The sequence below is a fragment of the Lactobacillus kalixensis DSM 16043 genome (genome assembly GCF_001434335.1).
Taxonomy (GTDB): Bacteria; Bacillota; Bacilli; order Lactobacillales; family Lactobacillaceae; genus Lactobacillus; species Lactobacillus kalixensis.
Map to the genome: position 1 here is coordinate 14,984 of NZ_AZFM01000001.1, position 15,994 is coordinate 30,977.

16 protein-coding genes and 2 tRNA genes are annotated in these 15,994 nt (G+C 36.3%); 15 read left to right on the top strand and 3 right to left on the bottom strand.

From position 1 onward, the window contains the following. Positions 1–134: 134 nt before the first annotated feature. From FC46_RS00080 to FC46_RS00115, 8 genes are all read left to right on the top strand, one after another. Positions 135–1,115 (top strand): SLAP domain-containing protein, encoded by a 981-nt coding sequence (locus FC46_RS00080; RefSeq protein ID WP_057797006.1) that lies wholly within the window; start codon positions 135–137, stop codon positions 1,113–1,115. 150 nt (positions 1,116–1,265) lie between these two features. Then, on the top strand, positions 1,266–1,949 hold the full coding sequence (locus FC46_RS00085) for an SLAP domain-containing protein (protein WP_057797007.1): 684 nt from the start codon (positions 1,266–1,268) through the stop codon (positions 1,947–1,949). A 183-nt stretch (positions 1,950–2,132) separates the two neighbouring features. Continuing rightward, entirely contained in the window at positions 2,133–2,921 is a 789-nt protein-coding gene (locus tag FC46_RS00090) for an Rpn family recombination-promoting nuclease/putative transposase (RefSeq protein ID WP_057797008.1), read from the top strand. A gap of 378 nt (positions 2,922–3,299) precedes the next feature. Then, the gene (locus FC46_RS00095) at positions 3,300–3,989 is read left to right on the top strand and encodes a glycerophosphodiester phosphodiesterase (RefSeq protein WP_057797009.1); all 690 of its coding nucleotides are present in this window, start codon (positions 3,300–3,302) and stop codon (positions 3,987–3,989) included. Continuing rightward, positions 3,989–4,549 carry a L,D-transpeptidase gene (locus FC46_RS00100; RefSeq protein WP_083477990.1) on the top strand — a complete coding sequence of 187 codons (561 nt, stop codon included), beginning with the start codon at positions 3,989–3,991 and terminating at the stop codon, positions 4,547–4,549. Before FC46_RS00095 ends, FC46_RS00100 begins: the two co-directional genes overlap by 1 nt. A gap of 334 nt (positions 4,550–4,883) precedes the next feature. Continuing rightward, positions 4,884–6,053 carry an aminotransferase class I/II-fold pyridoxal phosphate-dependent enzyme gene (locus FC46_RS00105; RefSeq protein ID WP_057797011.1) on the top strand — a complete coding sequence of 390 codons (1,170 nt, stop codon included), beginning with the start codon at positions 4,884–4,886 and terminating at the stop codon, positions 6,051–6,053. Positions 6,054–6,147: 94 nt separating this feature from the next. Further along, positions 6,148–6,229: transfer RNA gene (locus FC46_RS00110), tRNA-Tyr, on the top strand. 51 nt (positions 6,230–6,280) lie between these two features. Then, a tRNA-Gln gene (locus tag FC46_RS00115) sits at positions 6,281–6,352 on the top strand. Positions 6,353–6,424: 72 nt separating this feature from the next. On the opposite strand, the gene FC46_RS00120 is transcribed toward FC46_RS00115, so the two are convergent. Beyond that, the gene (locus tag FC46_RS00120; protein WP_057797012.1) at positions 6,425–7,414 is read right to left on the bottom strand and encodes a Gfo/Idh/MocA family protein; all 990 of its coding nucleotides are present in this window, start codon (positions 7,412–7,414) and stop codon (positions 6,425–6,427) included. Between the two features lies 1 nt (position 7,415). After that, entirely contained in the window at positions 7,416–8,090 is a 675-nt protein-coding gene (locus FC46_RS00125; RefSeq protein WP_338033550.1) for a ribose-5-phosphate isomerase A, read from the bottom strand. A 100-nt stretch (positions 8,091–8,190) separates the two neighbouring features. Here FC46_RS00125 and FC46_RS00130 point away from each other — a divergent pair, with 100 nt between their 5' ends. From FC46_RS00130 to FC46_RS00140, 3 genes are all read left to right on the top strand, one after another. Beyond that, complete coding sequence (locus tag FC46_RS00130) at positions 8,191–9,015, top strand: MurR/RpiR family transcriptional regulator (protein ID WP_057797013.1); 825 nt, start codon at positions 8,191–8,193, stop codon at positions 9,013–9,015. A 154-nt stretch (positions 9,016–9,169) separates the two neighbouring features. Next, the gene (locus FC46_RS00135; RefSeq protein ID WP_057797014.1) at positions 9,170–10,285 is read left to right on the top strand and encodes a hypothetical protein; all 1,116 of its coding nucleotides are present in this window, start codon (positions 9,170–9,172) and stop codon (positions 10,283–10,285) included. 82 nt (positions 10,286–10,367) lie between these two features. After that, on the top strand, positions 10,368–11,066 hold the full coding sequence (locus FC46_RS00140) for a GntR family transcriptional regulator (RefSeq protein WP_057797015.1): 699 nt from the start codon (positions 10,368–10,370) through the stop codon (positions 11,064–11,066). A gap of 50 nt (positions 11,067–11,116) precedes the next feature. On the opposite strand, the gene tagD is transcribed toward FC46_RS00140, so the two are convergent. Next, positions 11,117–11,503, bottom strand: coding sequence for a glycerol-3-phosphate cytidylyltransferase (gene tagD, locus FC46_RS00145; RefSeq protein WP_057797016.1), 387 nt, complete (start codon positions 11,501–11,503; stop codon positions 11,117–11,119). A gap of 125 nt (positions 11,504–11,628) precedes the next feature. On the opposite strand from tagD, the gene FC46_RS00150 reads away from it, so the two are divergent. The 4 genes from FC46_RS00150 to nadE all read left to right on the top strand — a co-directional run bounded on the left by FC46_RS00150 (position 11,629) and on the right by nadE (position 15,828). Beyond that, positions 11,629–12,360 (top strand): WecB/TagA/CpsF family glycosyltransferase, encoded by a 732-nt coding sequence (locus FC46_RS00150; RefSeq protein WP_057797017.1) that lies wholly within the window; start codon positions 11,629–11,631, stop codon positions 12,358–12,360. Between the two features lie 2 nt (positions 12,361–12,362). Beyond that, complete coding sequence (locus FC46_RS00155) at positions 12,363–13,451, top strand: glycosyltransferase (RefSeq protein ID WP_057797018.1); 1,089 nt, start codon at positions 12,363–12,365, stop codon at positions 13,449–13,451. 71 nt (positions 13,452–13,522) lie between these two features. Next, complete coding sequence (locus FC46_RS00160) at positions 13,523–15,001, top strand: nicotinate phosphoribosyltransferase (protein ID WP_057797019.1); 1,479 nt, start codon at positions 13,523–13,525, stop codon at positions 14,999–15,001. Beyond that, complete coding sequence (nadE, locus tag FC46_RS00165; protein WP_057797020.1) at positions 14,998–15,828, top strand: ammonia-dependent NAD(+) synthetase; 831 nt, start codon at positions 14,998–15,000, stop codon at positions 15,826–15,828. The genes FC46_RS00160 and nadE overlap by 4 nt, the downstream gene beginning before the upstream one ends. Positions 15,829–15,994 lie beyond the last annotated feature (166 nt).

Below are 15,994 nucleotides of genomic sequence, written 5' to 3' on the forward strand. Positions count from 1 at the left end.
CTCAATAAAAAACTATAAGCTAAAATTAAATAAACTTATAACTTAAAGGGAATTTCACTAATATCTAAATAATTAGTATAATGTAACAGTATTTGTAAAAACAAAGTTATATAGAATGTGGGAAGATATAGATAATGAGAAAAAGCGGAATATTTGTTGTAACTGCACTACTGATGCTGATGAGTGTACCTAACACAGTTAAGGCGACAACCATCACTAAGACAGTTGTGAAGAGTGATGATAAGGGAACTAAGAAAACTCAACATACACAAACTCAAGCTGTTATGAGAACCTCTGATCCAGTAACTTCTTCAGTTAAACCTAAAAAGAAAGCTTCTAAAAAGGTTAATAGTAAATATAGTTTAACCATGCGCTCAAACACACCGGTAGTAAATGTCAATGGCGTACAATTAAAAAACTGGAAGCCTACTAACAAGAAGGCCTTCTTCAAGAACAAGAACGGCTACTACTTAAAGGCAGGGGTACTTGTTAATTGGACTGATCAATATCAATTTATTAACGGACGCGAATATTTAAACTTAGGTAATGGTGGCTATGTAAATACTGAAAACGTCTTTACTAAGAATGGTTCAGGAATTATGACCATGGCTCGTAATTCTTATGTTTATGATGTTAATGGTAAGAGAATTAAGAATTTCCATGGTACCGGTAAACTCCTCAAAGGGATGATCGTTAACCATGTAGATAGCCTGAAAGCTGGTAAAGGTAAGTATTACGTCGATGAAAGTGGAAGTTTTTTCACTCTTCCTTACTTAGTAATTAATGGTAAGGATTACTTCGAAATTGAAGATGGCGGCTATGTTAGAAGCGACAATGTGAAGTCAATTGCTGGATATGGTATTTATACTAGTAAACCCATTCAAGTTAGCGTGAATACTACAACTAAGTTGTACCATCCGGTTGGTAAGAAGATGGTTGCCGAGAAGAAAGTGGTCAAGAAAGGTCAAATTTTAACAGTCGACAAGTTAGTTCACGTTAAGGCAATGGATAATAGTGACCCAGCACAGTTTTACCGAATCAAGGGAACTAATAATTACGTGCCATTTCCAGATATTGATATCTTGAATATGGACATGGAAGCTAAAAAGTTTTAACCGATAGAAGAGGGATGAAAGTCTCTCTTTTTCTTTTCAATAGTATAATAAGAATTGACCAATATGAATAAGTACAAATCAGCTAAATTGATTGGTTTAACGTAAAAAAAGTATAATAAATATATAGTTTTTTCACGAAAGGATGCAGAAATGAAGAAAAATTTGAAAATCGTTAGCTTAGCAGCCGCAGCTTTATTTATGACTGCTCCAGTATTCACTACAGCAACTTCAGTTAACGCTGCTTCAACTACTATTCAAGGTCCAACTGATAGTGTGGCAATGGTCTACGAAATTCACGGAACGGACGTTGCTGAAACTAACCGTACACTTGAAGTAAATAGCCCGGTTAATACTTTTAACACCATTACTATAGATGGAGACTCATATACTCAAATTGATAGTGCAAATTCTAATTATTATGTTAAGAGTTCCTGGGTTAATGGGTCATATAATCCTGAAACTGGTGACGTTGAATCAGATTCTAAGATGGTGATGCGCACGTCAATTGCTTATACTGGGAGTGGTAAGAAGACTGGTAAGAGATACTTGGCCTTCCACAACACTACTATTAATTACCCAAAGGTAAAGATTGGCAGCGCAACATACTACAATGTTACTAATACTAATGACTACATCAAAGCTGTTAACATTGATGGTAAGAAGAAAACTTTAAAGAAGAACGCTTATGTCTATGATCAAAACGGAAAGCGGGTTAAGACTGCTACTTTGACTAAGGGTAAGAGCGTAACTGTTTACGGATCAAGCCTCAAAATTAAGGGTAAGAGCTACTACACCATTGGCGAGAAGAGATACGTTAAGGTGGCTAATTTTTAATAAATAGATGTTAATTTCCTTAATAGCACGGTTGAACGTGCTATTTTTTTGCCCAAAATTAAGTAATAATTGCAGTTTGAGAATATTCAAAATTTTAAAAATTTCCAGAAAAAAATTCACCCTTTTTTGCGTATTTATATATGAGGAACTTTTCTCAAAATTTTGTAGAAAAAGGTGAAAAAATTGGAAAATGACTTAAAATTAAGTCAAATCACTGATGATGTGATGTTTGAAAACGTCATGAAAGACAAACCAACTTGTAAAATGCTCATTGAAGCTATTTTGCCAGATTTGCATATTTCTCGCCTTGAGGTACATACTCAAAGAAGAATTAAGGACAATCGAAAAAATCATTCTTCAATCCTAGATGTTTGGGTCAAGGATGATCAAGGCAGACAGTATGATTTGGAAATGCAACTTGGAAAAAAGGATGCAATGGATTTACGAGCGCGTTATTACTTATCGCGTCTTGATACAGAATCATTGCATACTGGAGAAAACTATGAGGATTTGAAAGCAGCCTACGTTATTTTCATTTGCGGATTTAACCCTAAAGGATTAGGGCTGAAAGAATATGACTTTGTGTATCAATGCAAACAAGCCTCTTCTCTTGCGTTAGATACAAAAACTGAGATAATATACTTAAATTCAAAAGGAATTAAAGGTGAAGTATCAAGAGGCATTCAGGACTTGTTTAAGATGATGAATAATCAAGTTCCTGAGCAAACTCAATTTACAGACCAGATAAAAAAACGGATGATTGCATATTCAGAAACGCCAGAATGGAGGGATCACGTTATGTATGTTGATGCATTAGTTGATGAAGCTGCTAAAAAATCTATTCAAAAAATAATTAAACAATTTAGATCTGAAGGGCGAGATGATCAAAGTACTTTGGATTTTTTGATCAATATTTATGGCGATCAATATTCAGAAGCAGATCTAAAGAAGTTCATTGAAGAAGCAAAATAATTTACGAAAGATATCGTAATTGGTCATTGTGATGTCTTTTTGTTTTCCTAAAAGAATCATCTAAATTACATCTCTCATTATTAATTTTAGTCGTATAGGACATATTTAGGACATGATTAATTAATCTTTATATTATGGAAAAGTACGTAGAAAAAATAATAGGAGAATTTTTAATTGGAAAGAAGTAAAACAGGGTGGTCATAAAAGACTATCCTGTTTTTAAAATGTTCGAGTATTTGAATCAGTTTATTTATGTTTGTTTAGTTGTTTTTAGTCAAAATCAATGTTGTTAGGGAAGTGATAGTGCTTTATTCAAAAAAGGTTTGGTAGCATAATAGATTTATAATTTCGATTAATGATTTAGTTTAAGAGGCGCTTATGGAAAAAACTGTTATCTTCGGGCATCGCGGCTATCCCGCAAAGTTTGCTGAAAATTCTCTAGAAGGATTTCGTTATGCAGTAAATCACGGAGCAGAAGGCGTCGAATTCGATGTTCATTTAACTAAAGATGGCGTGCCAGTTGTCATGCACGATGAAAAAATCGACCACACAAGTGATGGAAAAGGTTGGATCAAAGATTTTACTTTAGCAGAATTGCGTCAGTATCATTTAACAAATGGTGAACCTGTGCCAGAGTTAAAAGAATTATTTGAAATTTTAGAAAATCAAAATCTCTGGATCAATCTTGAATTCAAAACCAACTTAGTGCACTATCCCAATATTGAGCAAATCGTTTTTGATTTAGCCAAACAGTTCCACTTTGTTCATCCAATTATTTTTTCTTCATTTGATTATGTGACACTGAAGAATTGCCAAGAGATCGATCCTAACCAGACTTATTACTATCTGGTTGATCAAAAAGTGACTAATCCAGCTAAGGTGATCAAAGAGAATCATTTTGCTGGAATTCATCCCGAAGAATACCTCAATAATGATACAATTGTACAAAGAATCTGGACTGTCGATGATCCAGAATTGGCCAAGCAATATTTTGAAAAGCATGTTGCTGGAATTTTCACCAATAATTATCCTTTGATGAAAAAAATAAGAGACGAGGTTCAAAAATAATGAAGAAGACCTATAAGTTTTTATTCGGTTTGATTTTAGTGGTGGGTTTATTTGCTGGAAGTGGTCAAATTGCTAACGCCAAATCAGTAAAGCCATATAAAGATCCAACTACTATGCGTAAGGGTAGCTACTGGAACAAGAGTAGCGAAACTAAAAGTTATCCAAATTTGCGCAAGATTAAGAATCTGAATTTACGTGTATCTATTCGCGGCAATCGGACCTATGTCCGCTCTGGTAAAAAAGTTGTGTACACGATGTATTCTTCAGCCGGAAAGATTGAAAATGGTAAAAGCTTGACACCGACTGGAACTTACTACACTAATAATTACCATCCACACCGCTTTGACTATGCTCTTTATCCAGTTGGCTGGATTGGTCAAGAGTATCTATTTCATTCAACGCCAACTTACTTGTGGTCAAATAAATTTAATATGACTGAAGCTAAGAAACTGGGAAAGATGCCTGCTTCTCACGGCTGCATTCGCTTGACGGTGAAGGATGCTAAATGGCTGCATGATCATGTGCCATACCGCACTAAAGTAATTATTTATAATCATTAGTTGGAAGATCCCATTTTGGGGTCTTTTTTGATTTACGTAAACGTATTTACATTTTTAGGAGAATTAGGGTAAAAACGTAAACGTATTTACTTTTTAGGGAAAATTAGGGTAAAAACGTAAACGTATTTACTTTTTTAGGAGAATTAGGGTAAAAACGTAAACGTATTTACTTTTTAGGGCAAGTTTGAGTAAAAATGTAAACATATTTACATTTTTTAGATAATTTCTTGCAAGGAAAGTATTAAAATTCACCTAACATTAAATTTTTCTTTGACATAAGTTAAAATTCTACGTATAGTTAAAAGCAAAGAAGATTAACCTAGGAGGAAAATTTATGGACTTAACCAAATACATGAAAAAAGGTCTTGTTGAACAAAAACCGGGGCAGATTTTAGCCTTTGCAGCTTATACTAATAAGATTCCAAATATTGTTAAATTTACTATTGGTGAGCCAGACTTTAATACTCCAGACCACATTAAAAAAGCAGCTGAACAAAGTATTGAAGACAATCATTCACACTACGCACCGTCTAACGGTACGCCGGGACTTCGCAAGGCTGCCAGTGAGTTTTTAGCAGAAAAATACGGTCAAAAATATGATCCAGATGAAATTTTAGTAACTAACGGTGTAACCGAATCAATCTATGATATGTTAACAGCAGTCTTGAATCCTGGTGACGTTATGGTTATTCCAACACCAATTTTTCCACTTTACATTGGAGATGCAATTTCACTTGGTGCAAAAGTTGTGCAAATCGATACTTCTAAAGATGGTTTCAAGTTAAAGCCTGAAAAGCTCCAAGCGGTAATTGATGAATATGGTGACCGCGTTCGTTTGCTTGTCATGAATTACCCAACTAATCCAACAGGTGTCATGTACTCTCAAGAAGAATTGAACGCAATCGCTGACGTGATTCGTGATAAGCCGATTTTTGCTTTATGTGACGAAATTTACAGCGAACTTAATTACGATCAAGAACATGCATCAATGGAAAAGACCTTGCATGACCAAGTAGTGCTTATGAATGGTGTATCTAAGGCTTGGGCAATGACTGGCTACAGAATCGGAATTGTGGCTGCGCCTAAGCCAATTTTGGATCAAATTGCTAAGATTCATCAAGCAATTACTACAACTGAACCAACTCCAATGCAAGATGCTGCTGAAGAAGCTTTTGCAAATGGAAAAGATGACGCTTTGCCAATGAAAGAAGAATTTAAGAAGCGGCGCGATGTCTTGGTAGAAGGGCTTGAAAAGTTAGGCTTTGATTGTGTCCAGCCTCAAGGTGCGTTTTACGTTTTTGCCAAGATTCCAGAAGGGCTTGAACAAGATGACACTAAGTTGATCTATGATCTTGCCGATAACGCGCATGTGGCTGTGACCGCTGGATCATTTTTTGCTAAAGGTGGGGCAGGTTATGTTCGCTTGTCATATGCAGTAGCAATGGATCAAATTGAAGAAGGGCTTAAGCGCCTAGCTAAGTACGTTGAAGAACATCAAAAATAAGAAGAAAGATCAATTCTGAAAAAAGAATTGATCTTTTTTTGAAAAAAACTTGCATTTCATCCCAATATTGGGTATTATAATAAACGTCTGTTACGGAGGGCTAGCGAAGTGGCTAAACGCGGCGGTCTGTAAAACCGCTCTCTCTGAGTTCGGTGGTTCGAATCCACTGCCCTCCATAGGACAACGATAGTTGTCCGAAGGAACCAACAAGTAAAAGGTTCGACGGATGGGTTATAGCCAAGTGGTAAGGCAATGGTTTTTGGTACCATCATGCGCTGGTTCGAATCCAGCTAACCCAATTGTTCAATCGAACACCCAACCCGAAAAAGAGCAAGATTTCGATCTTGCTCTTTTTTTCTCCAATTTTCAAATTAATTTTCATCGTCAAATGGATATTTCATCCCCCAAGCGGTTCTGATGCTGGTTAAGATATGTGCGACGTCGTGTGACATTTTGAGTTGCCCATCATCATGACCTTGTTCAACATAACGTTGCATGTCTTGAACTTCGTACTCTAAAGCTTTGTCACTATTACCAGCAGTGATTTTTTCATGGCTTTCAGTATGAGCGTCAGAGGTATAAGTGATATCTGCTTCGGTAGCGCGCGGATATTGGTTAATTTCAACGTAGCCCTTAGTTCCTGAGACAACGCCGCGCTTAGGTTGTTTAGCTCTCATAGACAAGGCCATTACCACCATTTGATCTTTAGTGTTTTTCATAATAATTCCAGATTGTTCATCAACGCCGGTTTCAAAGAATTTCACGCTAGTCAAAATGCTGTTAGGCTCTTCACTTAAGAAGGTGCGGGCAAAAGCAGTCGCGTAACCACCGATATCAAGGAGTGCTCCGCCAGCTAAATCTTTATTAAAGAAGCGATTATTTGGATCGTAGTCTTTCAAAGAACCGAAGTTAACTTGAATCATCTTGATTTGACCCAATTTTCCATCATTGATTAAATCAAGGACTTTTTTGTAAATTGGCATGTGGTAAAGGGTGAAGCCTTCAGTTAAGATCAACCCTTTTTCTTTAGCCAGTTTTTCCACTTCGTCGAATTGGCGAGCATTAACTGTAATGGCCTTTTCACAGAAGACATGCTTACCTGCATTTAAGGCTTTCTTGATGTAGTCGTAGTGAAAAGTGTGTGGGGTAGCGATATAAATAATGTCGATGTTAGGATCGGCGATCATTTCATCTGGGTTAGTGAAAGTATGCTTAACCTTCTTTTCTTGAGCAAATTCTTTTAATGCCTCTTCGTTAGGGTTTGCAGCTGCGTAAACTTCACCATTGACTGTATTTAAGGCATCTGCCATGTCATGTGCAATCCAGCCAGTACCAATAATTCCCCAATTGTATTTTGTCATTTTATTCACCTTTCTTTATTTCAATTGACTTGTTTTGCTTATTTGTAGTAATAATTGAAGTAACTAAGTTGTGAAAGTAAGAACTAGAAACTACACCATTTAAAGCCAAAAGTTCTTGATTAAGTTGGTCGATGTTTTTCCAAGTTTTACTATTAATATCAATTAAATAATTACCAAGTGGACTTCTAGCAAAAGAAGCAACGGCCACACCTTGGCGAATTTGTGCTTGCAAGTCCTTTTCTTTGCAAAAAGTTAAGACACTCTCTGCTGCGTCAGCAGCAACTTCGATGCAGAGTTGAACAGCAGGTGACAATTCTTTAGTTACTTTTTGACCTGGAACGAGTAAAATATATTCACTCGCTCTTTCAGCGGCTAATTTTTCAAAGAAGTGGATACCTCCGTTACTCTTTAATGCGTTTAAATTTTCATCGACGCTGTCAGCTCCATCAAAGGCTAAGTCAAAGTGTGTTGCTTCATTAATGCTTTGGACATTCAGTCCGATTTCAGCACAATTAAGCCGAGTTAATTCAGATGGAGAATAGAGCTTAATTGGCAAGTTTTCTTCTTTGATTTTCTTTGCCAAATCGAAGACATTGCTGCCGCCACCTAAACAAATTTGATCGTGAGCTTTTAATTTAGTAAAAGCTAATTCGCTAATTGCAGAAATTTTTCTCACCTTCTATTTTTATTAAAATCGCTTACACGGATAGATTAATATAAAATAATTTACACGTCAATAAAAATGATGTAAATTATTTACAAAAAGAGGAATTAAGATGACAACAATTATTGATCAGATCTATAGTCATTTGCCAGCGATGACTACTAGTGACCAAAAAATCGCTAATGTGATTTTGCATAATCCCGAGACTGTAGTGAATATGACTATTTCGGAATTGTCCGAAAAAGCTAAGGTAAGTGCACCGTCAGTGACACGATTTTGTCGAAATTTAAATCTAGTAGGTTTTCATGAATTGAAGATCAAACTTGCACAGGTGCAGGATGAGCCTGCTTTAAAAGAAATGACTAAGAGTGATTTAGATGGCAGTTTAAAACAGATTGCAGCAAATAAAGTTGCAGAGATTGAGGCAACTTTAGATATAGATCCGAAAATTTTAAAGAAAGTTTTGGCGATTTTGAAAAATAGTCGCGTGATTCAAGTAGCAGCTCAAGGTGATACTTATCCTGTGGCAAGTGATGCTGTGTATAAGTTTAATCAACTGGGGATGCTTGCGATTTCTGCAGAAATGAATGAACTGGCAATTGCGCAGACGATGAATTTAAATGAGCAAGATTGTTTGCTGGTGATTTCAAATTCAGGTGAAGCAACGGATCTTCTTAAAGAAATTAAGATTGCTAAAGATAAAAAAGTGAAGGTAATTGCGATTACTAATCGAGAAGATTCACCAATCGCCTTGGCTAGTGATTATCATTTGAAGACAGGAGTAAGGCAGACGGTCCTGCAAATGCAGTATTTCTTTTCAAGGGTGTCAGCTTTTACAATGATCGAGGCGCTATTTTTACTTTTGATTAATAGTGATAACAAGTATGTTGAACATATTAGGCGGCATGAAGAGATTATTTCTGATCAGAAAGTTTAAGTAATCCACCCAGAAATGTAGCATATTATTGGAATGTTAGAATGAAGTAGTTATAATATAGTTTGAACAAATAATCGAATTAAAAATTTACCAAAAGCAAAGTTTGTTAAATCAAACTTTGTTTTATTTTGACTAAGAAATGAGGAAGTTCTGAATGGCAAGAATTGTTAAAGTCGGTGCTGGTGGCGATGAAGTTGACTGGCATGAAGCACTAAAAGACTTAAGAGCTGATGATGTGCTTTTGCTTGAGCCTGGATTTTATGAACTGCCACAAGGAATCGCACTAACTGATATTACTATCAAAGGTATGGGTAGAACTCCAGAAGATACCACGATTTTGGGCTATGTCACTGTAACTGGGAATAGTCGGTATGTTACTTTAGAGAATTTGTGTATTAATACTAATACTGACCACAATAGTCTTTTTGTTCCTGTAGAAACTGACGGTTATGTGACAATGCGTAACTGTATTATCAAAAGTGTTGGAACTGATACAGCTGCAATTGCGGCTAATGGTAAGATCACGATGGAAATTTACTCAACTAAGATCCAGAATGGTTCTTTATCAATGTTTGCGGATGCAGATTTTCGTTTAGAGATGAACGATTCGATTATTGACTATCCATCTGATGAATATTGCGCCTTAGCACTTGAGGGGAAAGGAACCGCAATTATCAATAATTCAAGAGTTTATGGTTCAACCAATACTTTTACCAAGTCTAATGTTGAATTAGATATCAATAATTCTCAAATGGACTATATTGTTCTTCACGGTCAAACTTGGATGAATCTACTTAACAGTCGAGTTTTGTCAACAGATGATTCTTGTCTTTATATTAGTGATTCATGCTGGTGTAATATTGTTAGTGGCAAGTTTAATGGTGGAGTTTATATTGATAAAGAAGCACGGATTATTATGCAAAATAGTGTGATGAGCCGTTTGATCGCCATTAATGAAGCTAAAATTACGATGACGGGCTGCACAGTAACTGCGCATGCAGATTTTCAAGATAGAGTAGATGCTGATGCTACTCGTGTAAGCTTCAGTGGTGATTTAGATTACGAATATTTCTTAGCTATCAGTGGGCAAGCAAAGTTAAGAGGGCATGATTTGGTCTTAAATGCTAATCAATCTGGCTTATTAGTACGTGATGACGCTCAATTTAATACCAATGTTTTAGCGAGTGATCAGAAGAGCTTGGAAATTGAATGCAACAAGAAGCCAAATGTGAAAATTTATGGACTACACTGGACCGCTAAAAGAAAATAAGTTAAAATAACTGTTCAGTTATAAATAATGCAATCTAGACCAATTTAGTTTATAATAAATTTAGTGAGTGGGAGGTGCGCGTATGGAAGAACCAATGTACATCAAAATTCACAACCAAATTAAACGTGATATTGAAAAGCATGTTTATAAGGTTGGGGATCGAATTCCAGCTGAGCGGCAATTAGCTGTCAAATTTGGTGTTTCAAGAATGACCCTGCGTCAAGCAATCAAGACTTTGGAGGATGAAGGGATTCTTGAACGAAGACTTGGTAGTGGGACTTATGTTGCCAATCAGAAAGTCCAAGAAAAAATGTCTGGGATTATGTCTTTTACCGAGATTACTGAAGCAAATGGTCAAGTTCCTTCAAGTAAATTAATTTCTTATCAAGTTGGTAAGCCATCTTTATCAGAAAAAGAACGCTTGAATCTTGATGCAAATAGTGATGTTTTGCGCATGGAAAGAATTCGTTATGCCGATGACACCCCGATTTGTTATGAAGTAGTTACGGTACCATATCATTTAGTTGAAAATAATACTAAAGAAGAAATTTCTACCCATCTTTATTCAACTTTGGAAAAAAATGACTACCACCTTGGACGGGTGACTGAACATATTTCAGCGGCAGTTGCTAATGAGAATGATGCACGTTTGCTTAAAGCAAAAAAAGGCGAGGCTTTGATTACAAGAAGACAAGTTACAGAATTGTCTGATGGACAACCTTTTGAATATACACGTGCGCGCTATGTTGCAGAAAGATTTGAATTTACTTTTTCTAAGTAGAAAACAAAAAGACTCCATTTCACTCAAAATGAGTGGAAGTGGAGTCTTTTTTACTTCAAATCTTCTTTGATTTTTGTTGTAGAAATACCTGGTGTTCTAGGTAAGTAAACCACATCACAATATGGCTTCAAAAAGTCAAACTTGCCGCGCCAGTCATCTCCCATTACAAAGGTATCGATATTATATTTTTGAACGTCAGAAATCTTTTGATCCCAGTCTTCTTCAGGAATAACTTCGTCAACAAAACGAATTGCTTCTAAAATATATTTTCTTTCAGGATATGTGTTATAAGCTTCTTTGTGCTTTTTAAATTCGTTAAATTCATCTGTTGATAAACCTACAATTAAGTAATCTCCCATTTCTTTTGCTCGCTTAAGTAAACGCACATGACCATAGTGGAGTAAATCGAAGGTTCCGTAAGTAATAACTTTTTTCATATTTTTCTCCTAGCTTATTGAACGAACTAATTTTAGCATAATTGAAGAAAAGGTAAAACTTCCCCCTGTTACGATAGCCTTTTGGTAAAATAAAGTAAAAGACAAGAGACAACGAGGTATTTACTATGGATAAAGTAAATGTTTTAGGTGTAAATTTTGATAAAAAAACTTTTAACCAATTTCAAAATGAATTTATTGGTCGCATGAATAATCATGAGTCAACTTTTGTTGTTACGGCTAATCCAGAAATTGTGATGGCCGCAAATGAAAATCCAGAATTCATGAAAGTTTTACAAGAAGACACAGACTATATTACTGCTGACGGTATTGGAATTGTAAAGGCTGCTAAAATCTTAGGCGAACCTTTACCTGAAAGAGTAACCGGCTATGATCTTTTTTTGTGGTTAATGAAAGTGGCTAATGAGCGTGGATTAAGAGTGTTCCTCATTGGTGCTAAACCAGAAGTTATTCATGCTGTTCAAGAAAAGATTGCTAGAAATTACAGTAATATTAACCTAGTTGGCGCTGAAGATGGTTATTTCACTGAAGACCTCGATTTAGTTGCTCGTAGAATTGAACGGACTCAACCTGATTTAGTTTTCGCTGCACTAGGGTTTCCTAAGCAAGAGTATTTGTTGTCAATTTTGCGTAAAAATGCTACTCCAGCTCTAATGATGGGGGTTGGTGGTAGTTTTGACGTCTTCTCAGGTCAAGTTAAACGAGCACCTGAAGCATTTCAAAAGACACACCTTGAGTGGTTTTATCGGTTAATTAAGAATCCAAGTCGGTTCAAGAGAATGATGGTTTTACCACAATTTGTCGTTAAAGTTCACCAAGCGAAAAGAGGGAATAGGTAGCAATGAAAGTACTGCATGTGAATGCTGGGCTAGAAAACGGTGGCGGATTAACTCATATTGTTAATTTATTAACTGAAGCTAAAAAGCAAGGTGAAAACTATGAGTTGCTGACTTTAGCAGAGGGTCCGGTTGCCGAAGCTGCAAAAAAAGCTGGCATTACAACGCATATTCTAGGTGCAAATGGTCGTTATGATTTAGCTAGTCTAAAAAAACTGAAGAATTTCATTAACGAAGGTGGCTATGATATTGTACATACCCATGGTGCTAGAGCTAACCTCTATTTGTCATTGATTGCTAAAAAAGTTAAGGCCAAATGGTGTGTTACGGTTCATTCTGATCCCTTCTTAGATTTTGAAGGTCGCGGTTTTATCGGGACAATCTTTACCAAGCTTAATTTGCGCGCTCTCAGAAAAGCTGACTGCGTTTTTGCAGTAACACAGCGTTTTGCAAATTTGATTGTAAAAAAAGGCCAACTAAATCCCAAGAAGGTCCATGTCATTTACAATGGTATTTTCTTTCATGATGATAGTGAAATTCCAGCTAAATATGAGCACACTTATTTCAATATCGTTAATGTTGCTCGAACCGAAAAGGTAAAAGGGCAAGAGTTACTCTTAAAAGCTTTAAAAAAAATGGATGATCCGCATGTGCGCCTGTATATTGCAGGAGATGGCAGTAAGCTGGAGGAATTAAAGGCACTAACTCGTCAGTTAGATATTGCTCCGCAAGTAACTTTTAACGGTTTTATGACGCAAAAACAACTTAAAAATTTATATCGACGAATGAATCTCGCGGTTCTTACTTCTTATTCGGAGAGTTTTCCACTTGTATTACTTGAAGCAAGCGATAATCAAGTCCCAATTTTATCAACTGATGTTGGTGATATCCAGATGATGATCCCTGATGAAGAACACGGTTTTGTTGCTAAAATTGGTGATGTTACTTCGATTACAGCGCAGTTGAAGAAGGCTGTTGACATGCCTGAGGAAAAGCTAGAAGAAATAGCAATTAGAGAAAAAGAGTATCTTTCTAGCAATTTTTCAATCAAAAATCAGTTACATTCGATCCAAGCTGTCTATGAAGAATTGTAGATTAATTGCCGCTAAGCTCTGACACGGGTATAATTAAGACAAATTGTTAAAAGATTATTTGAGAGGGAACAATGCTCTACAAGGAAATAGACAAAGACGATAGTTTGGCTTTGCACACAGATTTATATGAAATTAACATGATGTACACATACTTCAAAAAGGGAATTGCAGATCGCAATTCTGTTTTTGAAGTATTTTATCGTCAAGAACCCTTTGGTAATGGTTATGCCGTTTATGCTGGGCTTGAGCACATCATTCAATATTTGCAAAATTTGAAATTTAGAGAAAGTGATCTGCAATATTTAAAGGAAACTCAAGATTACGATGATGATTTTATTGAGTATTTGCGTAATTTAGAGCTTAAAATCAGCCTTCGTTCGATGAAAGAAGGCGAATTGGTTTTTGCTAATGAACCAATCTTGCAAGTTGAAGGACCACTGGCACAATGTCAATTAGTTGAAACTGCGATATTAAACATTATCAACTTTCAAACTTTGCTTGCTACTAAAGCAGCTAGAATTAAGCTTGCTGTTCAAGATGATGGTTTAATGGAATTTGGTTCACGTCGAGCTCAAGAAACAGATGCCGCAATTTGGGGTGCACGTGCTGCTTATATCGGCGGTTTTGATTCAACTTCAAATGTTCGTGCCGGAAAGTTATTTGGTATTCCAATTTCTGGTACCCATGCACACTCATTGGTTGAAGCATTTGGTAGCGAATATGAAGCTTTCAAGGCTTACGCTGAAACGCATAAGGATTGTGTTTTCTTAGTTGATACTTACGATACTGTCAGAAGTGGTGTGCCTACTGCGATTAAGGTTGCTGATGAAATGGGCGATAAGATCAACTTCTTGGGCGTTAGAATTGACTCAGGTGATATGGCCTACATTTCTAAGCAAGTACGTAAAGAATTAGACGATGCAGGTTATAAAGATGCTAAGATTTTTGCATCAAATGACTTAGATGAATACACCATTACTAACTTGAAGATGCAAGGCGCTAAGATTGATGTTTGGGGAATTGGTACTAAATTTATTACTGCCTTTGAACAACCTGCTTTAGGTGCGGTGTACAAGTTGGTGGCAATGGAAGATGAACTTCATGCCATGCGCGACACTTTGAAGATTTCTTCAAATGCAATTAAGGTTTCAACACCTGGTAAGAAGCAGGTTTGGCGAATTAGTGCTAATACTGCTAAGAAAAATGAGGGTGACTGGGTTAGCCGTGCTGATGAAGATCCTCGAAAATTCGATGCACTCTTTATGTTTCATCCGCAATATAACTACATCAATAAGGTTGTTACTAACTATACAGCAATTCCACTTCTTCAGGACATTTACAAGGATGGGGAACTGGTTTATGAACAACCGAGTCTTGATGAAATTAAGAAATTTGTCGCTGACAACTTAGATGGCTTGTGGGATGAATATAAACGCAGTTTGAATCCACAAGAATATCCAGTAGACCTTTCACAAAACTTATATGAGAGTAAAATGGATCTTATTAAAGACATTCGTCGAAAAATTAGAGAAAGAAGTTTTGGTCGATGAGAGAATTACAAAAAAAGATTATTGCATATGAACATGTTTTACCAGAAATTGATCCTAAGGAAGAAATCAGAAAGTCAATTAACTTTTTGAAGGACTATTTAAAAGCAAATCCTTTCTTGAAGAGTTTTGTTTTAGGTATTTCTGGTGGACAAGATTCAACCTTGACTGGTAAGCTTTGCCAAATGGCAATTGAAGAAATGCGTGAAGAAACTGGCGATGATTCATATCAATTTATCGCTGTTCGCTTGCCATACGGAATTCAAGCTGATGCTCAAGATGCAGCAGATGCTGTAGCTTTCCAAAAGCCGGACCAAGACTTGATTGTCAACATTAAAGAACCAGTTGATGCGATGGTTAAGGTGGTTGAAGCTAGCGGTCAAAAGATCACTGACTTTAACAAGGGTAACATTAAGGCACGTCAAAGAATGGTTGTGCAGTACGCAATTGCCGGTGCTAATAATGGTGCAGTTGTTGGTACTGACCATGCTGCTGAAAACTTCTCAGGCTTTTACACTAAATATGGGGATGGTGCAGCTGATCTTACTCCATTGTTCCGTTTGGACAAGCGTCAAGGTAAGATGCTTCTTAAGGAATTAGGCTGTCCTGAACACCTTTATGAAAAAGCACCAACTGCTGATCTTGAAGAAGACCGTCCTGACTTACCAGATGAAGTAGCTTTGGGCGTCACTTACAAAGATATTGATGATTACCTTGAAGGCAAAGACGTTCCTGAAAAATCTGCTGAGCAAATTGAAAAATTGTGGAAGAAGAGTGAACACAAGCGTCGTTTGCCAGTATCCATTTTTGACGATTTTTATAAGAAATAAACGTTCGCAAAACTTGTTAAATACTAACTTTTTTCTTATAATTAACTTAACCATAAGGGAGTAACAGCATCATTGCGATAAGTTCAACAAGTCGAAGCGAAATCACTTCTGGACTTATCTTAATTAGTGAGACTTATGTGCGTTTGAGCATATAAGTCTTTTTTTA